The sequence below is a fragment of the Chryseobacterium sp. BGARF1 genome (assembly GCF_001677955.1).
Classification (GTDB): domain Bacteria; phylum Bacteroidota; class Bacteroidia; order Flavobacteriales; family Weeksellaceae; genus Chryseobacterium.
The window spans coordinates 75626-99296 of the sequence record NZ_LELA01000065.1; the positions used below are offsets into that span (position 1 = coordinate 75626).

Consider the following 23671-nt stretch of genomic DNA (forward strand, 5'->3'; position numbering starts at 1 on the left):
TTATTTAATGTTGATATTGCTTTCTGTAGAATTTGATTTTGAAACCAACTACATTTTTTATTGTTGCTTTCTAAATACAATCACTGAGGTATCATTTACACCATCATTATTGTAATCTTCAATATGATCAACTGTCATTATTTCAGTACTATTGAGCGAATAGACTACAACAGATTTTACCACAGAATCTGAGTAGGTAAAGGTCAGCATTTTTGAATTTTCACTATATTGATACGTTCCAGTATCGAATCCATCAGCAATACATTCAATATTATTTTTAGTATAATATTTTATGCTGAAACTTTGATTTTGCCCGAATTCAAAACTGTTTAAAGCTTCGCAACTCGTAACGGGATTTGATTGTAGAATGGCATTGTTAGAACCTGAAATCATCATTGTTCTACTCATTTTCCAATTTCCTACGATAGGTTTTATAGCATTTTGATTATTGTCGTTGTCATCGTTCCCACAAGAAGAAAATAGAAGCATTGTGGCAAATGCAAGTAAAAATTTTTTTTTCATCGGTGTTTTGTTTGTGTTGTATTTTTACAAATCTATGCTTTTTTAAAACACTGACAATGAAATAATTAAAAAAAGCGATTTCAAATGAAATCGCTCTTGTTTTTCGAATAATCGAATGTATTTAATAAATAATCTTATTTCATATAAGGATTCATCACGTTGGTCCAAAGCCTGTAGCCTTCGGGTGTAATGTGAAGCATATCTTCAAGAAAAAGGTCTTTTCTTATATTTCCGTTAGCATCATTCATAACTTTGGTAATGTCTATAAAATCAGCATTTTTTTCTTTTTTCATAAACTTTGCAATTTTTTTGTTGGCTTCTTTCATTTGAGGCCATAGGTTTTCGCGGCTCGGAGAGTATTTTGTTGAAATATAATCAACCTGAATATTCGGGAATTTCTCACGTATTTTCTTGTAGAACGTTTTGTATCGGTCAACTACAACATCAGCTTTTAAGGTGGCATCATCAGCAAAGTCATTTTCTCCACAATAAATAATGATTTGCTTAGGTTGATAAGGCGACAATAAATCTTCAGAAAAATAGTTTAAATCTGTTAATCTTGATCCTCCGAAGCCTCTGTTGATAATTGTTTTACCAGGAAAATAGTCTGCAACATCCTGCCATTTTGTGAATGATGAGCTGCCTACTAAAAGAATAGAATTTTTTGGCGGAGGATTTTCCTGATCAAGTTTTTTAAAATTCTGAATATCTTGCCAGTACATTGGCTGTTTTTCCTGAGCGAAAATCAGGGCGAAAGTCAGTAGCAGTACTACTGAAAAAATCTTCTTCATTGTTTCTAAATTTTTTATGAAAGTAAATATAAAAAAAACTCCCGTAAAAAACGGGAGCCTATATCTTATATTATTGCCTTATCTTTTATAAGTCGTATAAGTGTAATCTATAACCATATCACCATTGTAATCAACATTACCAAACATCTGCATCAGCTTAAGCTCGGTATTGCTTAAAATAATAACTTTGTATGGATTTTCGCTGTCATTATTATATTTAGTAACCAATAGTTTATCCTCATTGGAGTAGGTATAGGTTCCTTCTGTTTTTTGACTGGTACAGTCTGCACCAACTCCTGAAAAACTAGTATAAGAAGTATAATAATCAGTTCTGAATTCTGTAGTACTTTTGATATCACAACCTGTAGGAGTGGCTGCTTTCAATACAGTGGTGTTATCTTTTCCTGATATTATTTCAGTTGTTACAGTTTTCCATTCGCCTTTCAGCATGTCCATTTCATAACCCTGAACGTTATCATCTTCACAAGATGTCAATGCTAATGCAGAAAAGGCAAATAAGAGTAAGTGTTTTTTCATTTTCACAAATTTAAGAATATGCTAAAATATAAATAAATTTGTAATATCTATAATGAAATTAAGGTTTTTTAAACAAATGTTTGTAGAAAATATAATCTAGGTAGCAGGTTTTAGGATTTAGGTTTTAGAAAGTCTCTGAAGTATCATAATTTCTCATTTTCTGAAAAATATATCATGCTATTTCCTTACCTAAATCCTAAGACCTATTTCCTGATTCTAATAGCTCATCTCAACGATTTTGAAAGCATCCTGAGGCGTTAAATTTTTATTTTCACCCAGCCCCAGCCAATTTCTTTCAGTAAATGCTTTTTCCACTCTTTCTGCGGTTCCTGCAAAATCCTGGGTATAATCTGATAGTTTAGTCTGAATTTGAAGACTGTGGAAAAACTCTTCCAATTTTACAATTGCTTTTTCAGCTTTTTCTTCGATGCTTCCTTCTGTAATTCCCCAAACTCGCTCTGCGTATTGTGCCAGTTTTCCTTTTTTTGCTTCAAAATTATAACGATAGTGCGAAGGTGCAACTACAGCTAAAGTTCTTGCATGATCAATTCCATAATAAGCGGTTAATTCATGTCCCATTGCATGCACAGCCCAATCGGTGATCACTCCTTTTTGGATTAAACCATTTAAAGCCATCGTACAACACCACATAAAGTTTCCTGCAGCATCATAATCAAATTCCTCAGACATCACTTTTGGAGCGGCATTCTGAAGACTTATCAAAATACTTTCTGCAATTCTTTCCTGAAGATTAGCAGAAGACGGAGCTGTCATATATTGTTCTAAAACATGAGTATAAGCATCAGCAATTCCGTTTGCGATCTGATTTTTAGGAATCGATCTGATGACTTCCGGATCTAAAACTGAAAATTGTGGAAACAATCCAGGTCCTCCTGAAGACAATTTTTCGTTGGTTTCTCTTCTTGAGATCACATATCCGGAATTCATTTCAGATCCTGTAGCCGGTAACGTTAAAATCGTTCCGAAAGGCATTCCTTCTCCTTCAAAAGTACGAACTGGTTTTTTAAGAATTTCCCAAGGTTCACCATCGTAATTGGCAGCTGCAGAAAGAAATTTAACGCCATCAATCACTGATCCTCCACCAACAGCAAGAAGATAATTGATCTTGTTGTCTTTAATGAAATTTAAAGCACTAACTAAAACTTCATATTCCGGATTGGCAGGTACTCCACCAAATTCCTCTAAATCATGATCTTTTAAAGCTTCTTTTACCTGATCGTAAACACCATTTTTCTTAATGCTTCCGCCACCGTAAATCATTAAGATTTTAGCATCTTTAGGAATTTCATTTGAAATTTTTGCAATTTCACCTTTTCCGAAAAGTATTTTTGTAGGATTTTTAAACTCGAAATTAAGCATTGTTCTAATTATTTTACATCAAATGTAAGCATAGAAATATGAAATCTGAGTTAAGAAAGTTTTAAAATTTGTATAACTGTATTTTATTAAAACGATTGCAATTTTTCTTTTATTTCATCTAAACTGTAAGTCACTGAAATAATTTATTTTCCGCTTAAAAAGATAACCCCAAATTTATTGTTGATTGGTCCTAACAAAGCAAAAGCATTCTTTAATTCATCAAATTTTCCGATATGATGAAATTATAAATATTTAGATCTTCTGGATTTTATTTCGGAATTTATTTGACTGATACTAATCAAACTCGGTACGAATGTTAATGAACCTCCAATGGCAACTGCAATCAATGCAAAGTTTTTAGAGCTTATAGCAAAATAAAAAAGAGCACAACAGGCAAGAATCATCACAATTCCTAATCCAATGGTAGCACTTAAAATCGTTTTTTTCTTCGATTCTAATTCTTCTATACTCAGTTCAGATAATTTATTTGCTTTCATCGCTTTAGTCTAATACAATTCTATAATATCCGTTTTCTTTTGTTGCTGAAATATCTTCAAAATCAATTTTATCAATTTGATAACCATCACAATCTGTTGTCACGTTTGATGATGTAATGGAAAAAAAGAAAATATTTGATCCTGCAGTAAATCTGTATTCCTGAATTCCGTTAAATGCCCCAACATTTTTCAAAATAACTTTGTGGTCGTCTGTTGGTGCGAGTTCTACACTTGTATAACTATCTTGTCCGGTTTTTCTCATAATGCTGTATGTGGTAAGACTTCCATTCTGAATTAAATTTTCTCCGGCAGAATTTACAAACTCAAAAACAACTTTTTCGGGATTTGTATAACAGTCTTTTTTACAAGAAATTAGAATTAACGAAAAGCAGAGTAATAGCAGAAATTTTTTGAACACATTTATTGTTTTAATATTTGAATCTCACGAATCTACAAAAAAATAAGGGAATTATTAATTAAAATTCCCTTTAAGTTGAAAAAAAACATGCTTTAAAGTACTAATTTTTAGTTCAATTTAATCTTTATTTCATTATTTGTGTCTTATCTTTTGTGAAAATTTTTACTCATTATAAATCTGTAATAATCATTAATTCAATACAATTTTATAATATCCTTTTTCATCTTTTACATCAATACCAACCCCAGTAAACGTTAATTTATTGATTTGAAACCCATCGCAACCTCCTTTAAATTCTGATGACAATATTGAAAAATCGAAAACATTTACATTAGAATAAAACTTGTAGTTTTTGGTTCCATTATAAGCGCCCACATTTTCTAAAATGACTTTATTATCATCGGTCTTAGTAAGTTGAAGATTTGCGTTATTTTCATCTTGAATTGAATAATTAGTAAGTGTCCCGTTCGTAATCAAGTTTTCATTATCTGAATTGATGAATTCAAAAACAATCGGCTGTGGAGCATTGTAGCATTCTTCGCCACAAGCTGTGAAAAGAAAGCCAATAATAAGAAACATGAATATTTTTTTCATGAGAGATAGATTAATTAATGGAAAAGTAAAATTAATCATTTAAACTTTTGTATTTAAAATTCTTATAAATTTTGTCAGGAAAGAATTTTATACTGAGATAAAAATTAAACGGATATGAGATAAAAATCAAAAAAAATAATTCTTGATAAATTGAAAGAAATGTAGTAAAGTTTTATTTTTTTATCTCCTTTGCTTTATCAATATCTGCACTGATCAGGTCTCGGGCGTAAGAAGTAGCCTTTTGATATTTCGTAAAAAAAGCTTCTTTAAATGCATCATCAATTTTTTCAGTCTTCATGAATTCATAAACAATTTCGGCTCTAATAGCTCTAAGCTCAAAGAGAACAAGCTTATAAGTATTTTTCTTATTGTCAACCTGAAATAAGGTGTCAAATGCTGTGATTGCAGTAGTTAAAGCACCTAATATTAAAATAGTTGAAGTCTTTATAGAGTTGTCAATTTCAGACATTCCTGCTAGAACTGTAATTATTCCGGCAAAAATAATTTGAGTAATTCTGATAAAATAAAACAATCGAATATAATTATCAGCTTTGTTTTCAATTCTGTTGATCTCCTTTTGAATTTGTAGATAAAAAGGGTCATTTATTGCGTCGTCTTTCATGGTAAATAGTTTTAATTAAAATTATATAATTAATTCAAAAAAAGTATATTAAATATTTTAAATTTAAATTATTTTTAAATCAAACACCATTTGAATTCAAGTTTAAATCGATTACATTTGTTATATGATACACGACCAACGCGCAGAAAAATTTAGGCAGATCGTTGAAAATAAGTTTCAGATCTACAATTCATTATTTATGAGCTTGCCTTATGATAAAATGACGAATATTGGGATGTTGCTTCCGTTTCTTTGTGAAGAAAGCAAAGTGGGCTATGAAGCCGGAAAAACACCTGAAGAAATCGTTGAAGAGTTTTTTAAAAATCACACTGATCTACAAACTGAAGAGCAGAAGACTGAATTGCTTTTTAAAATCATACAATACATTGAAAGACAGGTTGTTTTGTTTGACAGTATTGAAGATGCTGCTTTTCCGAACATCCACTCCGAAAGTGACAACGGAACGGTAACCAATATGTATGAACGCTCATTGCAAGATCATAAACTGGAAAAAATTCGTGAAAAACTGAAGGATTTTGCCGTGAAAATTGTGTTTACGGCTCACCCTACGCAGTTTTATCCGAATTCTGTGCAGAGAATTCTTCATGATCTTAGAAATGCAATTACGACAGATTCTATTACCAATATTGATATGTTGCTGCAGCAGTTGGGAAAAACTCCTTTTGTCAATAAAGAAAAACCAACTCCCATTGATGAAGCGTTAAGCATCATTTATTACCTGAGATATGTGTATTATGACACGATTGGAGAACTTTTCACAAAAATAAAATCGACATTTGGAAGCGAGCATTTTCATTTACATGAAGACCTTATTCAGCTAGGCTTCTGGCCGGGAGGTGACCGTGATGGAAATCCTTTTGTGACCGCAGATGTAACGAAAAGAGTGGCAGAAGAACTGCATTCAGCGATTTTAAAAGCGTATTATAATAATCTTAAATCTGTACGAAGAAGGTTAAGCTTCCGTGGAGTTTCTGATGTGCTGACAAAACTGAGCAACGAATTGTATTCTGCTATTTTTAGAAATGAAAAAATCACTGCAGAAGATATTATTAAAAGATTAGAAGAAGCTGAAAAGATCTTGGTTGAGCAACATAATTCTTTATTCCTTGACGTTTTAGTGAATTTCAAAGACCGTGTAAAAATCTTCGGAACTCATTTTGCGACGTTGGATGTGAGACAAGACAGCAGAATTCATCAGCAGGTTATTAATGAGGTTTTTGCTAAGGTTTTTGGAAATATTGAAGCGAGCAATGATGAAAAATTCAATAAATTAATTGAAATCTCAGATAAAGTGAATGCCGATGAATTTGAGGATATTGTAAAAGATACTTTGTTAACGGTTTCTCAAATTTCAGAAATTCAGGAACTGAACGGCTCCAGAGGGATGAATCGATACATTATTTCAAATTCTGATGCAGTGAAAGATGTGATGAATGTATATGCATTTTTCAAAATTTCCGGCTACAAGGATGATGATATCAATATGGATATTGTTCCGCTTTTCGAAACGATGGAAGGTCTTGCCAACGCTGAAAATGTAATGAGAGAGCTATATCAGAATCCTGTCTATCAGAAACATTTGGAAAGAAGAGGAAACCAACAAACCATTATGCTTGGTTTTTCAGACGGAACAAAAGATGGTGGTTATCTGAAGGCAAACTGGGAAATCTATAAAGCCAAAGAAGTTTTGACCAAACTTTCTGAAGAGAATGGAATTAAAGTAATCTTCTTCGACGGTAGAGGCGGACCTCCTGCAAGAGGTGGTGGAAAAACCCATGATTTCTACGCATCACAAGGCAAAACAATTGCCAATAATAAAATTGAATTAACGATTCAGGGACAGACAATTACAAGTATTTTTGGTAATAAAGAACAGGCAAAATATAATTTTGAACAGCTTTTAACGGCTGGTGTTGAGAATGATGTTTTCAAAAATTCTAAAAAAGATTTAACGGAAAAAGAAAGAGCGTTAATTATAGAACTAGCAGACATCAGTTATCAAAAATATTCAGACCTAAAGGCACATCCGATGTTTGTTCCGTATTTGCAGGAAATGAGTACTTTAGAATATTATGGGAAAACCAATATCGGAAGTCGTCCTTCAAAACGTGGTGGTGGCAGTGAATTGAAATTTGAAGATTTAAGAGCAATTCCTTTTGTGGGATCTTGGTCTCAGTTGAAGCAGAATGTTCCCGGGTTTTTCGGTTTTGGTTTCGCGATGCAACAAATGAAAGAGCAGGGTAGGTTTGAAGAAGTAATCGAGTTGTACAGAGGTTCAGACTTCTTTAAAACTTTAGTTTTAAACTCGATGATGAGTATGAACAAATCTTATTTTCCTTTGACTTATTACATTAAAAACAACCCGAAATTTGGAGAATTCTGGAATGTTCTATTTTCTGAATACAATCTTTCAAAAAATATTATGCTCGAATTGACAGGGTTTAAACAGCTGCAGCAAGAAGATCCATTATCAAGAAAATCGGTGAAAATCAGAGAAAGAATTGTACTTCCATTATTGAGCATTCAGCAATATGCTTTAATGAAACTTCAAAAAGGGGAAGGCAATAAAGATGCCTATGAAAAATTGGTAACACGTTCTCTGTTTGGAAATATTAATGCGAGTAGAAATTCGGCTTAAAGAATTTTTAAATTTAAATATATCTATAAACTAAAAAGAGACTGTCATAAAAGCAGTCTCTTTTTTTTGTTAACCTAATTTGTCAGAAGAATTCGTTTGTTCATTTACCTGATTAACTAAGCTTATACTGGTTGGTGTTACTAAAGGAATATTATCTGAATCCAGACGCTTTTTTATTTTTTCTAACGCTTCACTTTTTATATGCACCATATTGGATCCTGATACAATCCAGAATTTTGCCTGAAGATTAAAAATACCCTGTTTTAAGCTGGTGAAATTGACCTCAGCAGTTTCGAGTCGATCTATATTCCCTAAATTTTTTATAACATCCAAAATACCTTGCTGTGCTTTGCTTACATCTTCATCGGCAGGAATTTCAAAATCTAAAATAATTCTTCTCTGTGGTGATGCTGTGATATTATAAAATGGAGCATTAAAAATTACCTGATTCGGAATATATGCCTTTTTTCCGTCGTCTGTAATCATTTTTGTGGTTAGAAAACCAATGTCCTGTACGGTTCCTGAGTGATTTCCTATCGTGATATAATCTCCTACTTTGAAGGCTTTATCAATCCCAATCAGCATTCCTGAGAATATACTTGAAACCAAATCTTTTAAAGCAACCCCGGCAATTACCCCGGCAACTCCTAAACTACCGATGAATTTCCATAAAAAGCCACTGAATCCCATGATTTCAAGAGCAATAAAGGACCCCATCATCATGATAATAAATCTAAAAATACCGATGATCGTAATTACAGATCCTTCATTTTTACTTTGAGGAAAAACCTTGTGCATGATTTTTACGGCAAGCTTACTTAGATATTTACTGCTAAAAAGAAAAAATAAAAATACTAAGATTCCCACAACGAGTTTTGGGGTGAGTTGCGCAAATGCGATATACCAATTTTCTAAAACGTTATACACAGTATCTACGTAGCTTAAGCCATATTCCATAATAATCTTTTAAATTTTAAAATATTTTTTAAGCAAAAATTTTGCCAGTTACAAAAAGTCTATTAAATTTGTAGACTAATAAAACGAAATATTATGTCGATCAAACTAGGAGATACAGCACCCAACTTTCAGGCAGACTCATCATTAGGGAATATTGATTTTTATGAATACCTAGGAAATTCTTGGGGAATTTTGTTTTCGCATCCTGCAGATTTTACTCCGGTTTGTACGACAGAATTAGGTTTTACTTCAAAACTGCAGACCGATTTTGAGAAAAAAAATACAAAAGTGATTGCCTTAAGTATAGATGGAGTAGAAGATCACAAAAAATGGATTGATGATATTAATGAAACTCAAAATACCGAAGTAAGGTTTCCGATTATCGCAGACAAAGACAGAAAAGTTTCTGAGCAATATGATTTTATTCATCCGAATGCTTCAGTAACGGCAACAGTTCGTTCTCTTTTGATTATTGACCCAGAAAAAAAAGTGAGATTGATTATTACATACCCAGCTTCTACAGGAAGAAATTTTAATGAGATCAACAGAGTTTTAGATTCGCTTCAATTGGTAGATTCTCATAAAATTGCAACGCCTGTTAACTGGAATGACGGCGATGATGTGATCATTCCACCATCAATTTCTACGGAAGATGCAAAAAATATTTTCCCTAAAGGGGTAACCGAAATAAAACCATATTTACGATACACCCCTCAACCAAATAAATAGGCTTAGATTTTTTATTTATTATATATAGTTTAGTTTTAATTTGAAGAAAGCGGCTTGGAAATTTCCAAGCCGCTTTCGTTTGTTATGATAAAACTGTGTTTTTTATTATTTTACATCGTTTACTATAGATTTAGCTTTTGAAGTCGGTAAGTAAATACTGAAACCAACATTAAATGTAATGTTAGAAGTTAGTCCTTCATTACCAAATCCAGTTATACCATTGTACTTAACCAATCCCTCAACACCTATGTTTGGCGTAATAAAGTAAGAATAACCAGGACCAACACCGAAATCTAAACCTGTGGTATTAGTCCCACCTTTCGTATTTTGTCCTCCCACACCAACATTACCTTCAAAAAACCATCTTCCGTGATTTAATAAATTGTCAACACCTTGTTCTCCTGGAGAAAGGTAATAACGCCCTAAACCACCTACTGCGTATGTGAATTTTGTCCCAGAATCTTTGGTTAATTTAGAAGTTCCTAAAGTAACATAACCACCAACCGCAACATTATCTTTTACAAAGTACGCCGCTCTAGGTTGTATTGAAATATTGTATCCTGCATTTGTATTTAATCCGAAGTTACTTGAAAGTAAACTACTTCCTACCATCCAATTACCTTTTTGGATTTGTGCGTTTGCAGTTGTAGCTAAACCTGCGATAGCTAAAATTCCTGTAAAAATTAACTTTTTCATATTTTTATTATTTAATGTTTATTACTTTGATAAAACGTAAAATTCAATTAATGTGCCAATAAGTTAATAGTAGAGACTTTTTTTTTATTTTTTAATTTTTTTTTAACAATAAAATTGAGGTAAAATTGGCAGTAATTTGGAATTTTTAATTAAGAATAGAATAATACAAAGTACTTGATTTGTTATTAAAAATTGTTGCAGGAGATTTAATAAAATAAAGGAAATGCTTTGTAAGAGGAGTTTTCAGCAATTTTATTTAAAATAAAAAAGTGGAAGCTACAAAACTGTAACTTCCACTTTATATAGTAAATGATTATATTATTAAAGCTTGTATGTAAGCGTAAAATAAAAATTTCTTGGGGTAATAGGGTTTACAGAATAATTTTCGTGGACATTGTAACTTTTAGTATCAAAAATATTATTAAGTTTTCCTTGTATTGAGAATTTTTTCCAATCATAACCTACGCTAAATGATGCCGTAGTAAAAGGATCTACTTCAAACATTCTTGTTACATTATTTCTTGATGCTAATGTAGCTTTTGTATCGTTCCAGCCAGCAAATCTACTTCCTACATAGTAAACACCTGCGCCTACTTTTAGACCTTGAAGTTTTTCACTAAATTTATAAAAAACAGATAAATTTGCTGTAGTAGCAGGAGTTCTTACCAATCTCTGATCTTCCACGTATGAAGAGGGCAAATCTGGAGTGTCTTTATAAACCGAATGATTATAAGAGAAACCTCCAATAATTGATAAATATTTTGTAGGATTTCCTGTAATATCTACTTCAAAACCTCTACTGCTCATTTTACCGATATATTCTTTAATAGTGGTATCGTTATTGGCAACTCCATTTCTATCGAACTGCGCAGTTCCATAATATTTATTATATAATATTTGGTATAATGAAACATTGAAAGATAATGCATTTCCAAAGAGGTTTTTCTTCATGCCAACTTCATATTGGTCTATTGTAGTTGGATTTAGGGCATTTTCGTTAATATCTCTTCCAGTATTTGTAGAGAATGAATTGGTATATGTTGCAAAAACAGATAAATTATCATTTGGCATATACACTAAACCAAGTTTTGGAGATAAAGCTTGATCTGATGATGATGAATTAGGGGTTAAGGTTTTGATGCCCGTATTGAAATCGGTCTTGATTGTTGCCATATTTTCAATATAAGACCAACGTAAACCAGCAATTACTTTAAATTCTTTTGTTAAACTAATAAAATCTTGTGCATAAACTCCAACTCTTCTTGTTCTTGTTCTATTATTAATATTAAGTTTAGAATCTGGCATTGCAAGATCTGTGCTGTCCCAAGTTGAAGGGTCATCTAAATAAACAACTTTAGACGGAGAATTGGTTAAAGTATAAGTATAAGCATCTGTTTGTCCGTAATCTGCATCAGCACCAATTAATACTTTGTGACCAATACTTCCTGTATTAAATTCACCATTTAAGTTTACTTGTGCAGAACCGTAATTTTGTTCACCATTTGTTTTGATGTAAGGAACCGTCCAAGAAAGTCTTGTAGGACTTGTTTTTGCATACGTCCACGCTACTCTTTCTGTTGAGAAGTAATCTTTAGTGTAGTTTTGATATGATGTAGTAGCATTTAGCGACCATTTATCATTTATTTGATGATTAAAAGTAACGTTTGTAGAAACCTGTTCTATATTTTGATATTGCCATTTAGTACCAAAAAAAGTACTTCTATCAGTGTTAGTATTTAAAGAATAACTACCGTCGTTAGCCGTGATACCTCCAATTCCAAAATCCGGAGTGAAATCATTTTTAAGATAATCAGCCTCAACGATTAATTGAGATTTTGGGCTTAAATTAAATAAGAATGAAGGGTTGAAATAGTATTTCTCCGACTGTACCACATCTCTAAAACTTTCAGCATATTCATAAGCTCCGTTTACTCTGAATGCAATATTTTTTGTTAGCGGACCATAAATATCAACAGTAGGTTTGTAAGAATTCCAGCTTCCTGCGTTTAAACCAACGCTTCCACCAAAATCAAACCTGGGTTTTTTAGTAATCATGTTGATAACGCCTCCTGCAGCAGTATTTCCATAAAGCATTGCATTGGCTCCTTTTAAAACCTCAACTCTCTCCAATCCGCTTACTTCCGGGAAAACACCACTGTTAACTCTGCTTCCGTTCTTAAAAATGTTGTCATTACCTAATGCGAAACCACGGCCTCCAAAACTATCCTGAGAATTTCCTCTCGATGATGTAATATACATTCCGTTCACGTTCTGTAACACATCACTAAGCTGTTTTGCTTGTTGTTGCTCAATAATAGCATGAGTAATAATAGCAATAGGTTGCGGAGTTTCCATTACGGTAAGGTTCGATTTTGTAGACATTGGAGTTGCCTTATTAGGGTTTCCTGTCTTACGGATATTCACATCTTCGATGGTTCCGATCCTGATCGTATCTGCTTCTGTATTTTTTAGTTGCGCACTAACTGTAATAGAAATAACCAGTAAGCTTAAAGAGATAATTTGTTTTTTCATTTAGATTATTTAGAGAGGTTTTAAATAATGCGCAAATGTAGGATTCTTGTTTAGAATAATTAAAAATTATTTTCTGATTTTTATCATATTATTTTTTTGTGAATTATTTTCCCAAATCTGATGTTTTTAATTTTAAATATCTTTGTTAAAAATAAATCTATGCAATTGGTAAAAGTAGGTCTTTGCGCCTTCGGAATGAGTGGTAAAGTTTTTCACGCTCCGTTTTTAAAAGAACATCACGGTTTTTTTATGTCTGCTATAGTTGAAAGGTCAAAAGAAGATTCTAAAGAAAAATATCCCAATGCAGAAATTTACCGTTCGGTAGAGGAGATGCTGAAAAATGCAGATATCGAGGTGGTTGTGGTGAATACTCCGGTTCAGACTCATTTTGAATATGTAAAAATGGCTTTGGAAGCCGGAAAAAATGTTATCGTAGAAAAACCATTTACCGTTACGGTTTCAGAAGCTGAAGAATTGGTGAATTTAGCTGAAAACAGAAATCTTTTTTTAAGTGTTTATCAAAATAGAAGATTCGACCGAGATTACCTTCAGGTGCAAAAAGTTTTAGCGGAAGGAAAATTGGGAAATGTAAGAGAAGTTGAGATTCGTTTTGACAGATTCAGAACAGAGCCGAGCGGAAAAGAACATAAAGAGAACCCTGAACAAAACGGTTCCGGATCTGTGCACGACCTAGGTTCGCATTTAGTAGATCAGGCAACTCAATTTTTTGGTTTTCCAGAAAGAGTTTTTGCGGATATTTTTTCCATGAAAGGAGAAGCATATGCTAATGATTATTTTGAAATTCTTTTGTATTACAAAAATGATTTGCGTGTGAGATTAAAATCTTCTGTTTTTACCAAAGAAGACCATTATGCCTATAAAATTCATGGGGATAAAGGAAGTTTCTTACAAGAACGTACCGATAATCAGGAAAATGAATTGGTTGCGGGAGCGATTCCAACGTATGGAAAAGAGTGGATGCAGCCTTTGAAAGAATCTGATGGAATTCTTACTTATTTAAATGAAAATTCAGAAACTGAAAGAATTTTAACTTCAAGTGAATTCGGAAATTACATGAATTATTATCAGCAAATCTACGAACATATTGTTTTTGGATATGCTTTGCCGTCTTTAGGAAATGAAGTCGTTCAAAATATGAAAATTATTAAAGCCGCTCTTGAAAGTTCTAAAAAAGGAAAAGTGGTTGAATTATAATAGATCTTTGTAACAAATTTAGCCAGTAACACACCTATTTATAAAGTAAATTATGCAAAAAAGAAGTTCAAGTTTTACCGTTATCGGTTTGTTGTTTGTAGGGATTGCAATGACTTTAGTCCAAGATAATATATATCTAAAATATGGGTTTCTTATTGTGGGAACCGCATTTCTTTTTTACAGTATTTTTACACTGATTAAAAAAAAGTAATTTGTTAAATCATAAAAAAAATAGCTGTTCAATCACTGAACAGCTATTTTTTTTAGTTTTATTTAGTCCTGAAGCTCAAGCCATCTCATCTCGTGGTTTTCCAACTTTTCGGCAAGACTTTCCAGTTCTGCAGAAAGTTTTGATATTTTTTCGTAATCAGTTTCATTATTCAGTTGTTCCAAAATTGTGGCTCTTTTACCTTCAAATTCCGGAATTTCTTTTTCAATGGTTTCCAGCTCACGCTGTTCTTTGAAAGAAAGCTTCTTTTTTGGAGCTTGAGCTTTCGGAACATCTGTAACAACTGGTTTTTCAACCACCTTTTCAGCTACAGTTTTTGCTTTTTTATCTTCGTTCTTCTGGCTTCCGTCCTCAAGTTTTTTATTTTCTCTGTACTCAGAAAAGTTTCCGATGAAATCTTTGATTTTTCCTTCCCCTTCAAACGCTAAAATATGATCAACAATACGATCCATAAAATATCTGTCGTGAGAAACGATGATTAAACTGCCTTGGAAATTTAAAAGGAAGTTTTCCAAAACCGTCAAAGTAGGAAGGTCAAGATCATTCGTAGGCTCATCAAAGATCAAAAAGTTAGGATTTTGATATAGAATATACATCAAATGCAATCTTCTTTTTTCACCTCCCGAAAGTTTAGAAATCGGTGAATACTGCGTTTGATCATCAAATAAGAATAATCTCAAAAACTGCGACGCTGTAATCGTTCTTCCATTAGCTAAAGGGAAGTTTTCAGAAATCTCTTTGATGAAATCAATTACTCTTTCTTCTTCTTTATATTGAAGTCCTTTTTGAGAAAAATAGCCGAACTTAATGGTTTCTCCCGTTTCAATTTCTCCCGAGTCTTTTGGTTCAAAACCTTGAATAATATTCAATAAAGTAGATTTTCCGGCTCCGTTTTTTCCTACAATTCCTACTTTTTCTCCTCTTTGGAAAGAATAACTGAAATCTTTCAGTAATAATTTATCGCCATAACTTTTAGAAATATCTTTAAGTTCTAGGATTTTATTACCCAATCTTTTCATTTCAAAATCAAGTTCCAAAGATTCTTTTCGAGTATCAGTTTTAGCTACTTTTTCGGTTTCGTAAAAGTCATCTTGCCTTGATTTTGATTTTGTAGTTCTTGCTTTTGGCTGTCTTCGCATCCATTCCAATTCCTTTCTATAAAGGTTTTGTGCTTTATCGATGGTTGCGTTCATATTATCCTCACGAATCATTTTATTTTCAAGATAAGTCGCATACGAACCATTATGGAAGTACATATTCTGATCTTCCATTTCCCAGATAATCCCACAAACCGCATCAAGGAAATAACGGTCGTGCGTAACAAGAATTAAAGTGATTTTTGCTTTGTTCAAATAATTTTCAAGCCATTCTACCATTTCTACATCAAGGTGGTTGGTGGGCTCATCCATAATCAAAAGAGTGTGACGGTGCTCTGCTCTGGTTTCTGTTAAAAGTTTTGCCAAAGCAACACGCTTGATTTGTCCACCCGAAAGCATTCCCATTTTGGCTGTTAAATCTGTAATTTTCAACTGAGAAAGAATTTGGCTCATTTCATTTTCCAAATCCCATGCTTTGTGAATTTCCATTTCAGCAAGTGCTGTTTCCATTTCATCAGGATTACCCGAAAGCAAAGCATGATGGTATTTTTTTAAAGCTAAAATAGGCGCAGAATCTAAAGTCATCATAAACTCTTCAATGGTAAGATCAGACTCAAAATCGATTTCCTGATCAAACAAAACCACCTGAATATCTTTATTAATGACTACAGAACCGCTGTCTGCAATCTCTTTTCCCATCAAAATTTTAAGAAGGGTAGATTTTCCGCTGCCGTTTTTGGCAACTATGGCAATTTTGTCACCTTCATTAACGTGAAATGAGACATTTTTAAACAAAGTTTTGATGCCATATGATTTGGTAAGATTTTCGACTGAAACGTAATTCATTATAGAGTGAAAGTTTTATTTGAAATTTCGATTGAGCCGCAAAAATACGAAAATTAAACCTTAAAAATATGATTGCCAAATTACGTTTGATTCCTAAAAAAAGATATTGGGATTATTTTATTTTAACAGCAAGATTTTTACTGGCTTTTACTTTTATAAATTATGGCTATAGTAAACTTGTAGATGGTCAGTTTGGCGTTTCTTCCAATGATTTGCTCGTTCCATTGAAAGATTTGCCTTTGTTTAAAGTCATGTGGTTTTTATTTGACCACGAACCTTTAAAAACAACGGTCGGAATACTCCAAATTATTACTGGGATTTTATTATTATTTGAATCTACTGCGATCTTGGGGGTTGTATTTTTCATTCCCATTGCCGCAAATATTGTTTTAATGGATGTAAGTTTTATGAATGAAGGAATGGGACAGGCTTTTGCAAGGCGTTTTGCATATTACTTTATTTTATGTTTTTTAATTTTATGGAATGATAAAGACAGAATAAAAATCATTTGGAATGCAATAATTAAAAAGTTTTCGATGAAAAGAAAATTTCCTGTATTTCTTTATTTACTGCTTCCTTTATTTGCGATAATTTTAGAGATTTTACCGGGTATTCCTTATGCTCTTTATTATTATATAGCGAATCCTGAAAGAATTTCTGAAAGTTTTAAGCTTATCCAACGTCTTTTTCCATAGACTGGATATTTTTGATCCTAAGCTTTTTGTAATCATTTTTAATGTAGATTTGAGAAACTAAACTATATCTAAAAACTATGATACAAATTAACTTTCTGGCAATACTTCTTGCCGCACGATTCCTTTGGTGATGGGATTTATTTGGTATAACCCTAAACTTTTCGGGAAAGCATGGATGAGAGAATGTGGATTGACTGAAGAGAAAATGAAAGGCGCCAACATGGGCGTCGTCTTTATCTTGTCGATTATCTTATCTTTTTTAATCGGAATGTTTCTTCAGTTTGTAACGATTCATCAATTTGGAGCTTTGGGAATGATTGGTGGTGACGAAACTTTAGCAAAACCTTCTTACACTGCTTTTATGCATGATTACGGTAAAGCGTACCGCTCATTTGGTCACGGCGCTTTGCATTCTTTTATGACAGGAATTTTCTTTGTTTTTCCTTTAATTGCCATCAATGCAATGTTTGAAAGAAAATCTTGGAAATATGTTTTTATCAACACCGGATTCTGGACGATTACCATTACTTTAATGGGCGGAATTATCTGTGGATGGTACGCAACAGACGGATTCAATTGGGTGACTCAAAAATAATTAATATAAATTTCAAGGCTACATTTGTGGCCTTTTTTATGTCTTATACTTTTAAAATTTTTAATTCAACTATTGAGCTTCCAATTAATTGGGATATCGTCATCGGGCAGCAAAATATCATGTTGTCTGAAGAATATTTTCGTGTTTTGGAAGAATCTAAACCACTCAACATGAAATATTGTTTTGTCGGTTTTTTTTCTGATGAAAATTTGATTGGTGGCGCATTATTTCAATACTTAAGTTTTATTGAGCATAAAAGTTTTCAGAAAGGGGAGGTTTTGTGCAGCATAAGAAATTTTCTGACCAGACAGTTGAGTAAAGATGTGATGATCTTGGGAAATAATATGTTGACCGGTCAAAACGGTTTTTATTTCGATACTTCAAAAATTCCAACTGAAAAAGCGATTACTTTGTTGAATGAAGCTTCACAAAATATTCAAGCAATATTAGGAAAAACATCATTGATTATTTATAAAGATTATCAGAAATTGTTTTTAAAAAACTTTAAAACAGAAAAATTTAAATCATTTTACAGATTTTCAGTTCAGCCCAATATGATCTTAAATATAAAACCGGATTGGATTTGTTTTGAAGATTACAGCAATGATCTATCTAAAAAATATCGAACAAGATTGAGATCTGCAAAGAAAAAAAATGATGGAATTCAAAAATTAGAATTAGATATTCAGTCGATCAAAAAGTATCAGAATGAAATGAATATTCTGTATCAAAATGTTGCAGAAAACGCGGCTTTTAATACCTTTTTTCTCACAGAAAATCATTTTGAAAGTATGAAACATAATCTGAAAGAGAATTTCAAGGTCTTCGGATATTTTATGAATGATAAGCTGATTGGCTTTTATACTTTAATTCTTAATAACAACGATATTGATACGTATTTTTTAGGCTATGATAAAGCGATTCAGAAAGAAAAACAAATCTACCTGAATATGCTTTTTGATATGACCGAATTTGGAATTTCAAATCAGTTTAAACGAATTGTTTTTGGCAGAACAGCGCTCGAAATAAAATCAACAATTGGCGCCGAACCTGTAGAGATTTTTGGTTTAATTAAACATAACAACAAAGCGATTAATTCTTTTATGAAAAAGATTTTCACATCATTAAATCCAAAAGTAGAGTGGATTCAGAGAAAACCTTTTAAATAAATTAAGAATTCTGTTCACTTTAATGTGATTATTTATATTATTTTTAACTAAACAAAGCTCAAATTTAATAAGATCTTGTGAGTGATTGATAGGCGAATTTGAGATTTTTGCTTCAAAATTATTATCATGAAAAAGCTCAACTTTACGTTATTTCTTTTTACCGCAGGTTTTTATTATTCACAAACCATCTCGGGAACTGTAATTTCTAAAAATGAAAATCAACCGGTTTCTTATGCTAAAATTGGTGTAGATAAAGAAAATATTGGGGTCATTACTGATGAAAACGGGAATTTTACGATTGACCTTTCTAAAGCAAACACGTCCAATAAAATTAAAGTCGAAGTTGCGGGATATGAACCATTTACTGAAACTGTTGCCAATTTTGTGAAGCAAGATCAACAGAAGATCTATATGAAAGAAAAAGTGAAAAATATTCAGGAGGTTGTTTTAAAAACTAAAAAATTAGTCGATAAAAATTGGGGAGTGAATACGAAGACTAAAAGTGTGATGTATTCGGTAAATCCGGCATTCCGAAAAGAAGATTTTTTAGGAGAAACAGCATTGGAGTTTAAGACGAATAAAAAATCTAAAATCAAGAATATCAATCTTAATATTGCGAGTATCACTGCTGACCGACCTGTAATTATGCGGTATACAATCTATAATGAAAAGAATGGCTTACCCAATGAAAGCATATTAGATGAAGAGATTACGGTGGAATTAACGAAAGATAAAATCGTTGATGGAACTTTTACTTTAGATGTAAATGATAAAAATATTTGGGTTCAAGGTAAATTTTTCGTTGGAATTCAGTTTTTAAAAGAGTTTGAAGGTAGGGTAAATATCAGTGCTGCGCTTTTCAGAACAGGATATATAAGAAAATTTTATGACGAATGGAAGAAAATGACCATTGCCGCTCCGGCTATAAATATTGATGTAAAAGTGGATAAAAATGCTAAAAACGAAAATCAGCAGGACGAAATTAACGATGCTGGTGTTGCTTATCTTTTTCCGGACGTAAGCAGTTATCAAGCTGCAGCGGAAGAAAGTGTTTACGGGAAAAATCAGGAAGTTGGAAAAATGTTGAATCTTAAAAATGCAGATCTATATTATGAAGTTTACGGGGAAGGTGAGCCTCTGTTTCTACTTCACGGAAATTCAGGAAGCATAAAAGATTTTTACCAGCAGATCCCTGTGCTTTCAAAACAATATAAAGTGATTGTGATGGATACAAGAGGGCAGGGAAAAAGCATTGATAAAACTAAAAACGATCTTAATTACAAAATCTTTGCAGAAGATGTAAAAGCCTTGGCTGATTATTTGGGATTACAAAAGATCAATATTGCAGGATGGAGTGATGGCGGAAATACAGGATTGGAATTTGCTTTAAAATATCCTCAAAATTTAAATCGATTAATCACAATAGGCGCAAATGCTTTTCCCGAGGGCGTAGATCAGGAATTACTCAATAATTTTAATATTAAATATAAAGTTTTACAATTACAAAATAATCCTGAAAAACTGAATGAAAGAAGACTGTTGAAACTAATGTTGAAAGAACCAAATATCAGCGAGAAACAATTAAATAAAATTCAGAATAAGGTATTGGTGATTGCAGGCGAAAAAGATGTTATCACACAAGCTCACACCGAGTTTTTGGCTAAACAAATGCCCAACTCAGAACTGAAAATCTATAAAGATGCCACTCACATGATTCCTTTTGAAAATGCAGATCAGCTTAATCAGGATATTTTAGAGTTTTTGAAACAATAATCTGATTATTGTTTCAAAAACTTTTCATAATAAACTTTATCCTTGGTTTGAATTTTTAAATAATAAGTTCCTTTTGCAAAATCTTCTACTTTGATAGATCTTTGAGCAGATTTTAAAATCATTCTTCCCAGATTATCATAAACTTCAGTTGAAATAATTTGCGCTTCGGTCGCAATATTCAAAATGTTTTTTACGGGATTTGGGAAGATTGCGATTGTGTTCTTTTTAACCAGTTCTGAGGTATTTAACGTGGAATTATAAAAACTTCCGAAATTCAGAATTCCATAACCTATTTGGTCATTATGTGCAGGAAATAATGAGGCAGTTTGTCTTAAATTTGTTCGCATCATATCTCTGTTCATTCCCGGAAAAGCTTGAATTAAACAAGCAACTCCACCAGCAGCAATCGGAGTCGCAATGGATGTTCCTGAAACCGAAATAGTCGTATTATTATCAACCGTAGTAGAAGAACTTCCTCTCGTACTCGCATCCGGTTTTATCATTCCTAAAGAGTTGGGGCCGTAAGATGAAAATGCAGAAGCGTTTCCTGCTGCATCTACCGAACCAATACTGAAAACTTTAACATTGTCTGCCGGAGTTGTGATATAATGCCAAGGAACTTCACCTGAGTTTCCTGCTGCAATTAAAACAAAGATTCCTTTGTTGACCGCAATTTCACTCGCTCTTCCAATGAAAGATTTTGTACCGTTCATATCATTGTAAGTGTAGCTGTATTTTGGGTCATCAAAATTATTGTAGCCTAAAGAGGTTGTGATAATATCAACGCCCTTTCTGTCGGCTTCTTCTGCAGCTTCAATCCAATATAATTCTTCTTCAGGAACTTCCACTGCTGCATTTTCACTGCGGTAAAGATAAAAATCTGCATCGGGAGCAGAACCCACAAAAGTATCAGCAATATAACCACCAATTGCTCCTAAAACTACCGTTCCGTGGCCATTTAGCGAAGGATTATAGATGTCCGTACCTTTTGAAACAAAATCATAACCGCCTTTTATTTTGTTATTGGTCCATAATCTGGAAAATGCCGAACCAGTATTTACGGTCGGAAATCCGGAATCAATAACAGCGATTGTCACTCCAGTTCCGGTAAATCCGGCAAGATGGAGTGGTCTTAAATTGATCTGATCGATTTGCGCGGAACCAGAACCATAATCGAATACAGTTTGGTTTTTCTGAGTCGATTCAAAATCTGACCATTTATTGGTGTTTTGAGTTTTTAAAACTAAAGAAGAATTTTTAGCAAAACTTTCTACAGATTGCACAAAAGGCTGTGCTTTGATGATATTTGCTTGTGCCTGATTAACATTTACAGCAACACCGTTCAGCCATTTTGAATAATCGGTGATGGTAAATCCTAAATTTTGTAAGTTTTGAATGTAGCTTTGTTCGATTGGAGCATCCTGATCATTGAGTGCAATTCCTAAAGCAGTACGCCTATTAAGCGACTTTTGACTAAGCTCTGAAAGTGGATTGGCATAAAATGCAGCTTTGTTGGGTTTACCCGTAAAATAAACAAAAACAAGCTCAGTCTGAGCAAATGTTGTAGAGTAACCTGTTAAAAAACAAAACAGTAAAAATTTTTTCATCTAATAATTTTGTATAAAGATAAAACAAAATCAATAAAATTTTTGATAGCACTTTAAAATCCTTATTTTTACGAAAATATTCGTTTAAAAATCGTTTTATAAAAATGAATTTAAAGAGTAAAACGATTGAATAAAACTTAAAAATAAAATTTACGTATGAAAAAGATACAGATGGTTGACTTGCAAAGTCAGTATTACAAAATTAAAAATGATGTAGACAATGCGGTTTTAAATGTGATGGATTCTGCTGCTTTTATCAATGGACCTGAAGTGAAATCTTTCCAGAACGAAATGGAAACTTACCTTGATGTAAAACATGTAATTCCTTGTGCCAACGGAACAGATGCATTACAGATTGCTTTGATGGGCTTAGATTTACATGAAGGAGACGAAGTGATCACTGCTGATTTTACTTTTGCTGCCACGGTTGAAGTGATTCATTTATTAAAATTAAAATCTGTGTTAGTAGATGTAGATTACGATACTTTTACCATCTCTACAGAAGCGATTAAAAAAGCAATTACTCCAAAAACAAAAGCAATTATTCCGGTTCATATTTTCGGACAATGTGCTAATATGGAGGAGATCTTAAAAATTGCTGAAGAACACAATCTATTTGTTATCGAAGACAATGCACAGGCAATCGGTGCTCAATATACTTTTTCAGACGGAAGCGTAAGACACGCAGGAACAATGTCTACCGTTGGAACGACTTCTTTTTTTCCATCTAAAAATTTAGGTTGTTATGGCGATGGTGGAGCAATTTTTACGAATAATGATGAACTTGCTCACCGTTTAAGAGGAATTGTAAACCATGGAATGTACGAAAGATATTACCATGACGAAGTAGGAGTAAACTCAAGATTAGACAGTATTCAGGCTGCGATCTTGAGAAAAAAACTCCCAAATCTTGATTCTTACAACGATGCAAGAAGAAAAGCGGCTGATTACTATGACGAAGCTTTTACAGGAAATGAAAATATCTTAACTCCGAAAAGGTCTGAAAATTCAACTCACGTTTTTCATCAGTATACTTTGAGAATTTTAAACGGAAAACGTAACGAATTACAAAAATTCCTTACTGAAAAGGAAATTCCGGCGATGATTTATTATCCTGTTGCTTTAAGAAAACAAAAAGCCTATTATCAGGAAAGCAATGATGCTGATTTTGTAAATACAGATAAGCTTTTGGATCAGGTAATTTCTCTTCCGATGCACACAGAATTGGATGAAGAGCAGTTGAAGTATATTACGGATGCTGTTTTGGAATTTATGAATTAAAAATATGCTTCACGACGAAAGAATATTAAAAAATAAGTTTGCATATTTTTTTACAATAGTTTTTCTTCTTGGCTGGATTATTTACTATAGTGTATTTGCTATCAATATTTTACTTAGAGGTTACAGATTAGCTGAAAAATATATAAAATTCAGATCTTTTGCATATTTTCTTAATTTTATTGTATTTATATTATTAATAGTGACATTTATAAATATTTTTAAAGAATCAA

The 23671-nt window shown here is 32.6% G+C and carries 22 protein-coding genes; 9 read left to right on the top strand and 13 right to left on the bottom strand.

The features are described 5' to 3' along the window. Positions 1-57 precede the first annotated feature (57 nt). From AB671_RS13020 to AB671_RS13055, 8 genes are all read right to left on the bottom strand, one after another. Positions 58-522: a lipocalin family protein gene (locus AB671_RS13020; RefSeq protein WP_066679628.1), complete on the bottom strand. Its 465-nt coding sequence runs from the start codon at positions 520-522 to the stop codon at positions 58-60. 134 nt (positions 523-656) lie between these two features. Continuing rightward, positions 657-1313: a GDSL-type esterase/lipase family protein gene (locus tag AB671_RS13025; RefSeq protein WP_066679629.1), complete on the bottom strand. Its 657-nt coding sequence runs from the start codon at positions 1311-1313 to the stop codon at positions 657-659. 78 nt (positions 1314-1391) lie between these two features. Then, a complete protein-coding gene (locus AB671_RS13030) occupies positions 1392-1850 on the bottom strand; it encodes a lipocalin family protein (RefSeq protein WP_066679630.1) in 459 nt (152 codons plus the stop codon). 216 nt (positions 1851-2066) lie between these two features. Continuing rightward, the gene (locus tag AB671_RS13035; protein ID WP_066679631.1) at positions 2067-3230 is read right to left on the bottom strand and encodes an iron-containing alcohol dehydrogenase; all 1164 of its coding nucleotides are present in this window, start codon (positions 3228-3230) and stop codon (positions 2067-2069) included. A 242-nt stretch (positions 3231-3472) separates the two neighbouring features. Continuing rightward, entirely contained in the window at positions 3473-3727 is a 255-nt protein-coding gene (locus tag AB671_RS13040; protein WP_066679632.1) for a hypothetical protein, read from the bottom strand. 4 nt (positions 3728-3731) lie between these two features. Next, positions 3732-4145 (bottom strand): hypothetical protein, encoded by a 414-nt coding sequence (locus tag AB671_RS13045; protein WP_066679633.1) that lies wholly within the window; start codon positions 4143-4145, stop codon positions 3732-3734. A gap of 189 nt (positions 4146-4334) precedes the next feature. Continuing rightward, positions 4335-4739 (bottom strand): hypothetical protein, encoded by a 405-nt coding sequence (locus tag AB671_RS13050; protein WP_066679634.1) that lies wholly within the window; start codon positions 4737-4739, stop codon positions 4335-4337. Between the two features lie 172 nt (positions 4740-4911). Then, on the bottom strand, positions 4912-5361 hold the full coding sequence (locus AB671_RS13055; RefSeq protein ID WP_066679635.1) for an SLATT domain-containing protein: 450 nt from the start codon (positions 5359-5361) through the stop codon (positions 4912-4914). Between the two features lie 124 nt (positions 5362-5485). Here AB671_RS13055 and AB671_RS13060 point away from each other — a divergent pair, with 124 nt between their 5' ends. Further along, positions 5486-8020, top strand: a complete 2535-nt coding sequence (locus AB671_RS13060; RefSeq protein ID WP_066679636.1) for a phosphoenolpyruvate carboxylase — start codon at positions 5486-5488, stop codon at positions 8018-8020. A 69-nt stretch (positions 8021-8089) separates the two neighbouring features. Here the strand turns inward: AB671_RS13060 and AB671_RS13065 are convergent, their stop codons facing one another. Then, complete coding sequence (locus AB671_RS13065; RefSeq protein ID WP_066679637.1) at positions 8090-8977, bottom strand: mechanosensitive ion channel family protein; 888 nt, start codon at positions 8975-8977, stop codon at positions 8090-8092. A gap of 93 nt (positions 8978-9070) precedes the next feature. On the opposite strand from AB671_RS13065, the gene AB671_RS13070 reads away from it, so the two are divergent. After that, positions 9071-9706, top strand: coding sequence for a peroxiredoxin (locus AB671_RS13070; protein WP_066679638.1), 636 nt, complete (start codon positions 9071-9073; stop codon positions 9704-9706). Positions 9707-9811: 105 nt separating this feature from the next. On the opposite strand, the gene AB671_RS13075 is transcribed toward AB671_RS13070, so the two are convergent. Both AB671_RS13075 and AB671_RS13080 read right to left on the bottom strand, forming a co-directional pair. Continuing rightward, the gene (locus AB671_RS13075) at positions 9812-10402 is read right to left on the bottom strand and encodes a hypothetical protein (protein WP_066679639.1); all 591 of its coding nucleotides are present in this window, start codon (positions 10400-10402) and stop codon (positions 9812-9814) included. A gap of 321 nt (positions 10403-10723) precedes the next feature. Beyond that, a complete protein-coding gene (locus AB671_RS13080; protein WP_066679640.1) occupies positions 10724-12934 on the bottom strand; it encodes a TonB-dependent siderophore receptor in 2211 nt (736 codons plus the stop codon). A 159-nt stretch (positions 12935-13093) separates the two neighbouring features. On the opposite strand from AB671_RS13080, the gene AB671_RS13085 reads away from it, so the two are divergent. Continuing rightward, positions 13094-14149 (top strand): Gfo/Idh/MocA family oxidoreductase, encoded by a 1056-nt coding sequence (locus tag AB671_RS13085; RefSeq protein ID WP_066679667.1) that lies wholly within the window; start codon positions 13094-13096, stop codon positions 14147-14149. A gap of 273 nt (positions 14150-14422) precedes the next feature. Here the strand turns inward: AB671_RS13085 and AB671_RS13090 are convergent, their stop codons facing one another. Next, positions 14423-16321 (bottom strand): ABC-F family ATP-binding cassette domain-containing protein, encoded by a 1899-nt coding sequence (locus AB671_RS13090; RefSeq protein ID WP_066679641.1) that lies wholly within the window; start codon positions 16319-16321, stop codon positions 14423-14425. A gap of 68 nt (positions 16322-16389) precedes the next feature. On the opposite strand from AB671_RS13090, the gene AB671_RS13095 reads away from it, so the two are divergent. The 4 genes from AB671_RS13095 (at position 16390) to AB671_RS22005 (ending at position 20553) form a co-directional block, all read left to right on the top strand. Continuing rightward, entirely contained in the window at positions 16390-17016 is a 627-nt protein-coding gene (locus AB671_RS13095; protein WP_066679642.1) for a hypothetical protein, read from the top strand. Between the two features lie 130 nt (positions 17017-17146). After that, positions 17147-17611, top strand: coding sequence for a DUF1761 domain-containing protein (locus tag AB671_RS13100; RefSeq protein ID WP_066679643.1), 465 nt, complete (start codon positions 17147-17149; stop codon positions 17609-17611). Positions 17612-17649: 38 nt separating this feature from the next. Further along, entirely contained in the window at positions 17650-18780 is a 1131-nt protein-coding gene (locus tag AB671_RS13105) for a hypothetical protein (protein ID WP_066679644.1), read from the top strand. 126 nt (positions 18781-18906) lie between these two features. Continuing rightward, positions 18907-20553 (top strand): alpha/beta fold hydrolase, encoded by a 1647-nt coding sequence (locus AB671_RS22005; protein WP_082987308.1) that lies wholly within the window; start codon positions 18907-18909, stop codon positions 20551-20553. Between the two features lie 5 nt (positions 20554-20558). Here AB671_RS22005 and AB671_RS13115 read toward each other — a convergent pair whose 3' ends face one another. Continuing rightward, a complete protein-coding gene (locus AB671_RS13115; RefSeq protein ID WP_066679645.1) occupies positions 20559-22160 on the bottom strand; it encodes a S8 family serine peptidase in 1602 nt (533 codons plus the stop codon). Between the two features lie 156 nt (positions 22161-22316). On the opposite strand from AB671_RS13115, the gene AB671_RS13120 reads away from it, so the two are divergent. Further along, positions 22317-23441, top strand: coding sequence for a DegT/DnrJ/EryC1/StrS family aminotransferase (locus tag AB671_RS13120; protein WP_066679646.1), 1125 nt, complete (start codon positions 22317-22319; stop codon positions 23439-23441). A 4-nt stretch (positions 23442-23445) separates the two neighbouring features. Continuing rightward, positions 23446-23671, top strand: a 226-nt coding sequence (locus AB671_RS22780) for a hypothetical protein (protein WP_228391041.1), incomplete at its 3' end; no start/stop codon positions are given.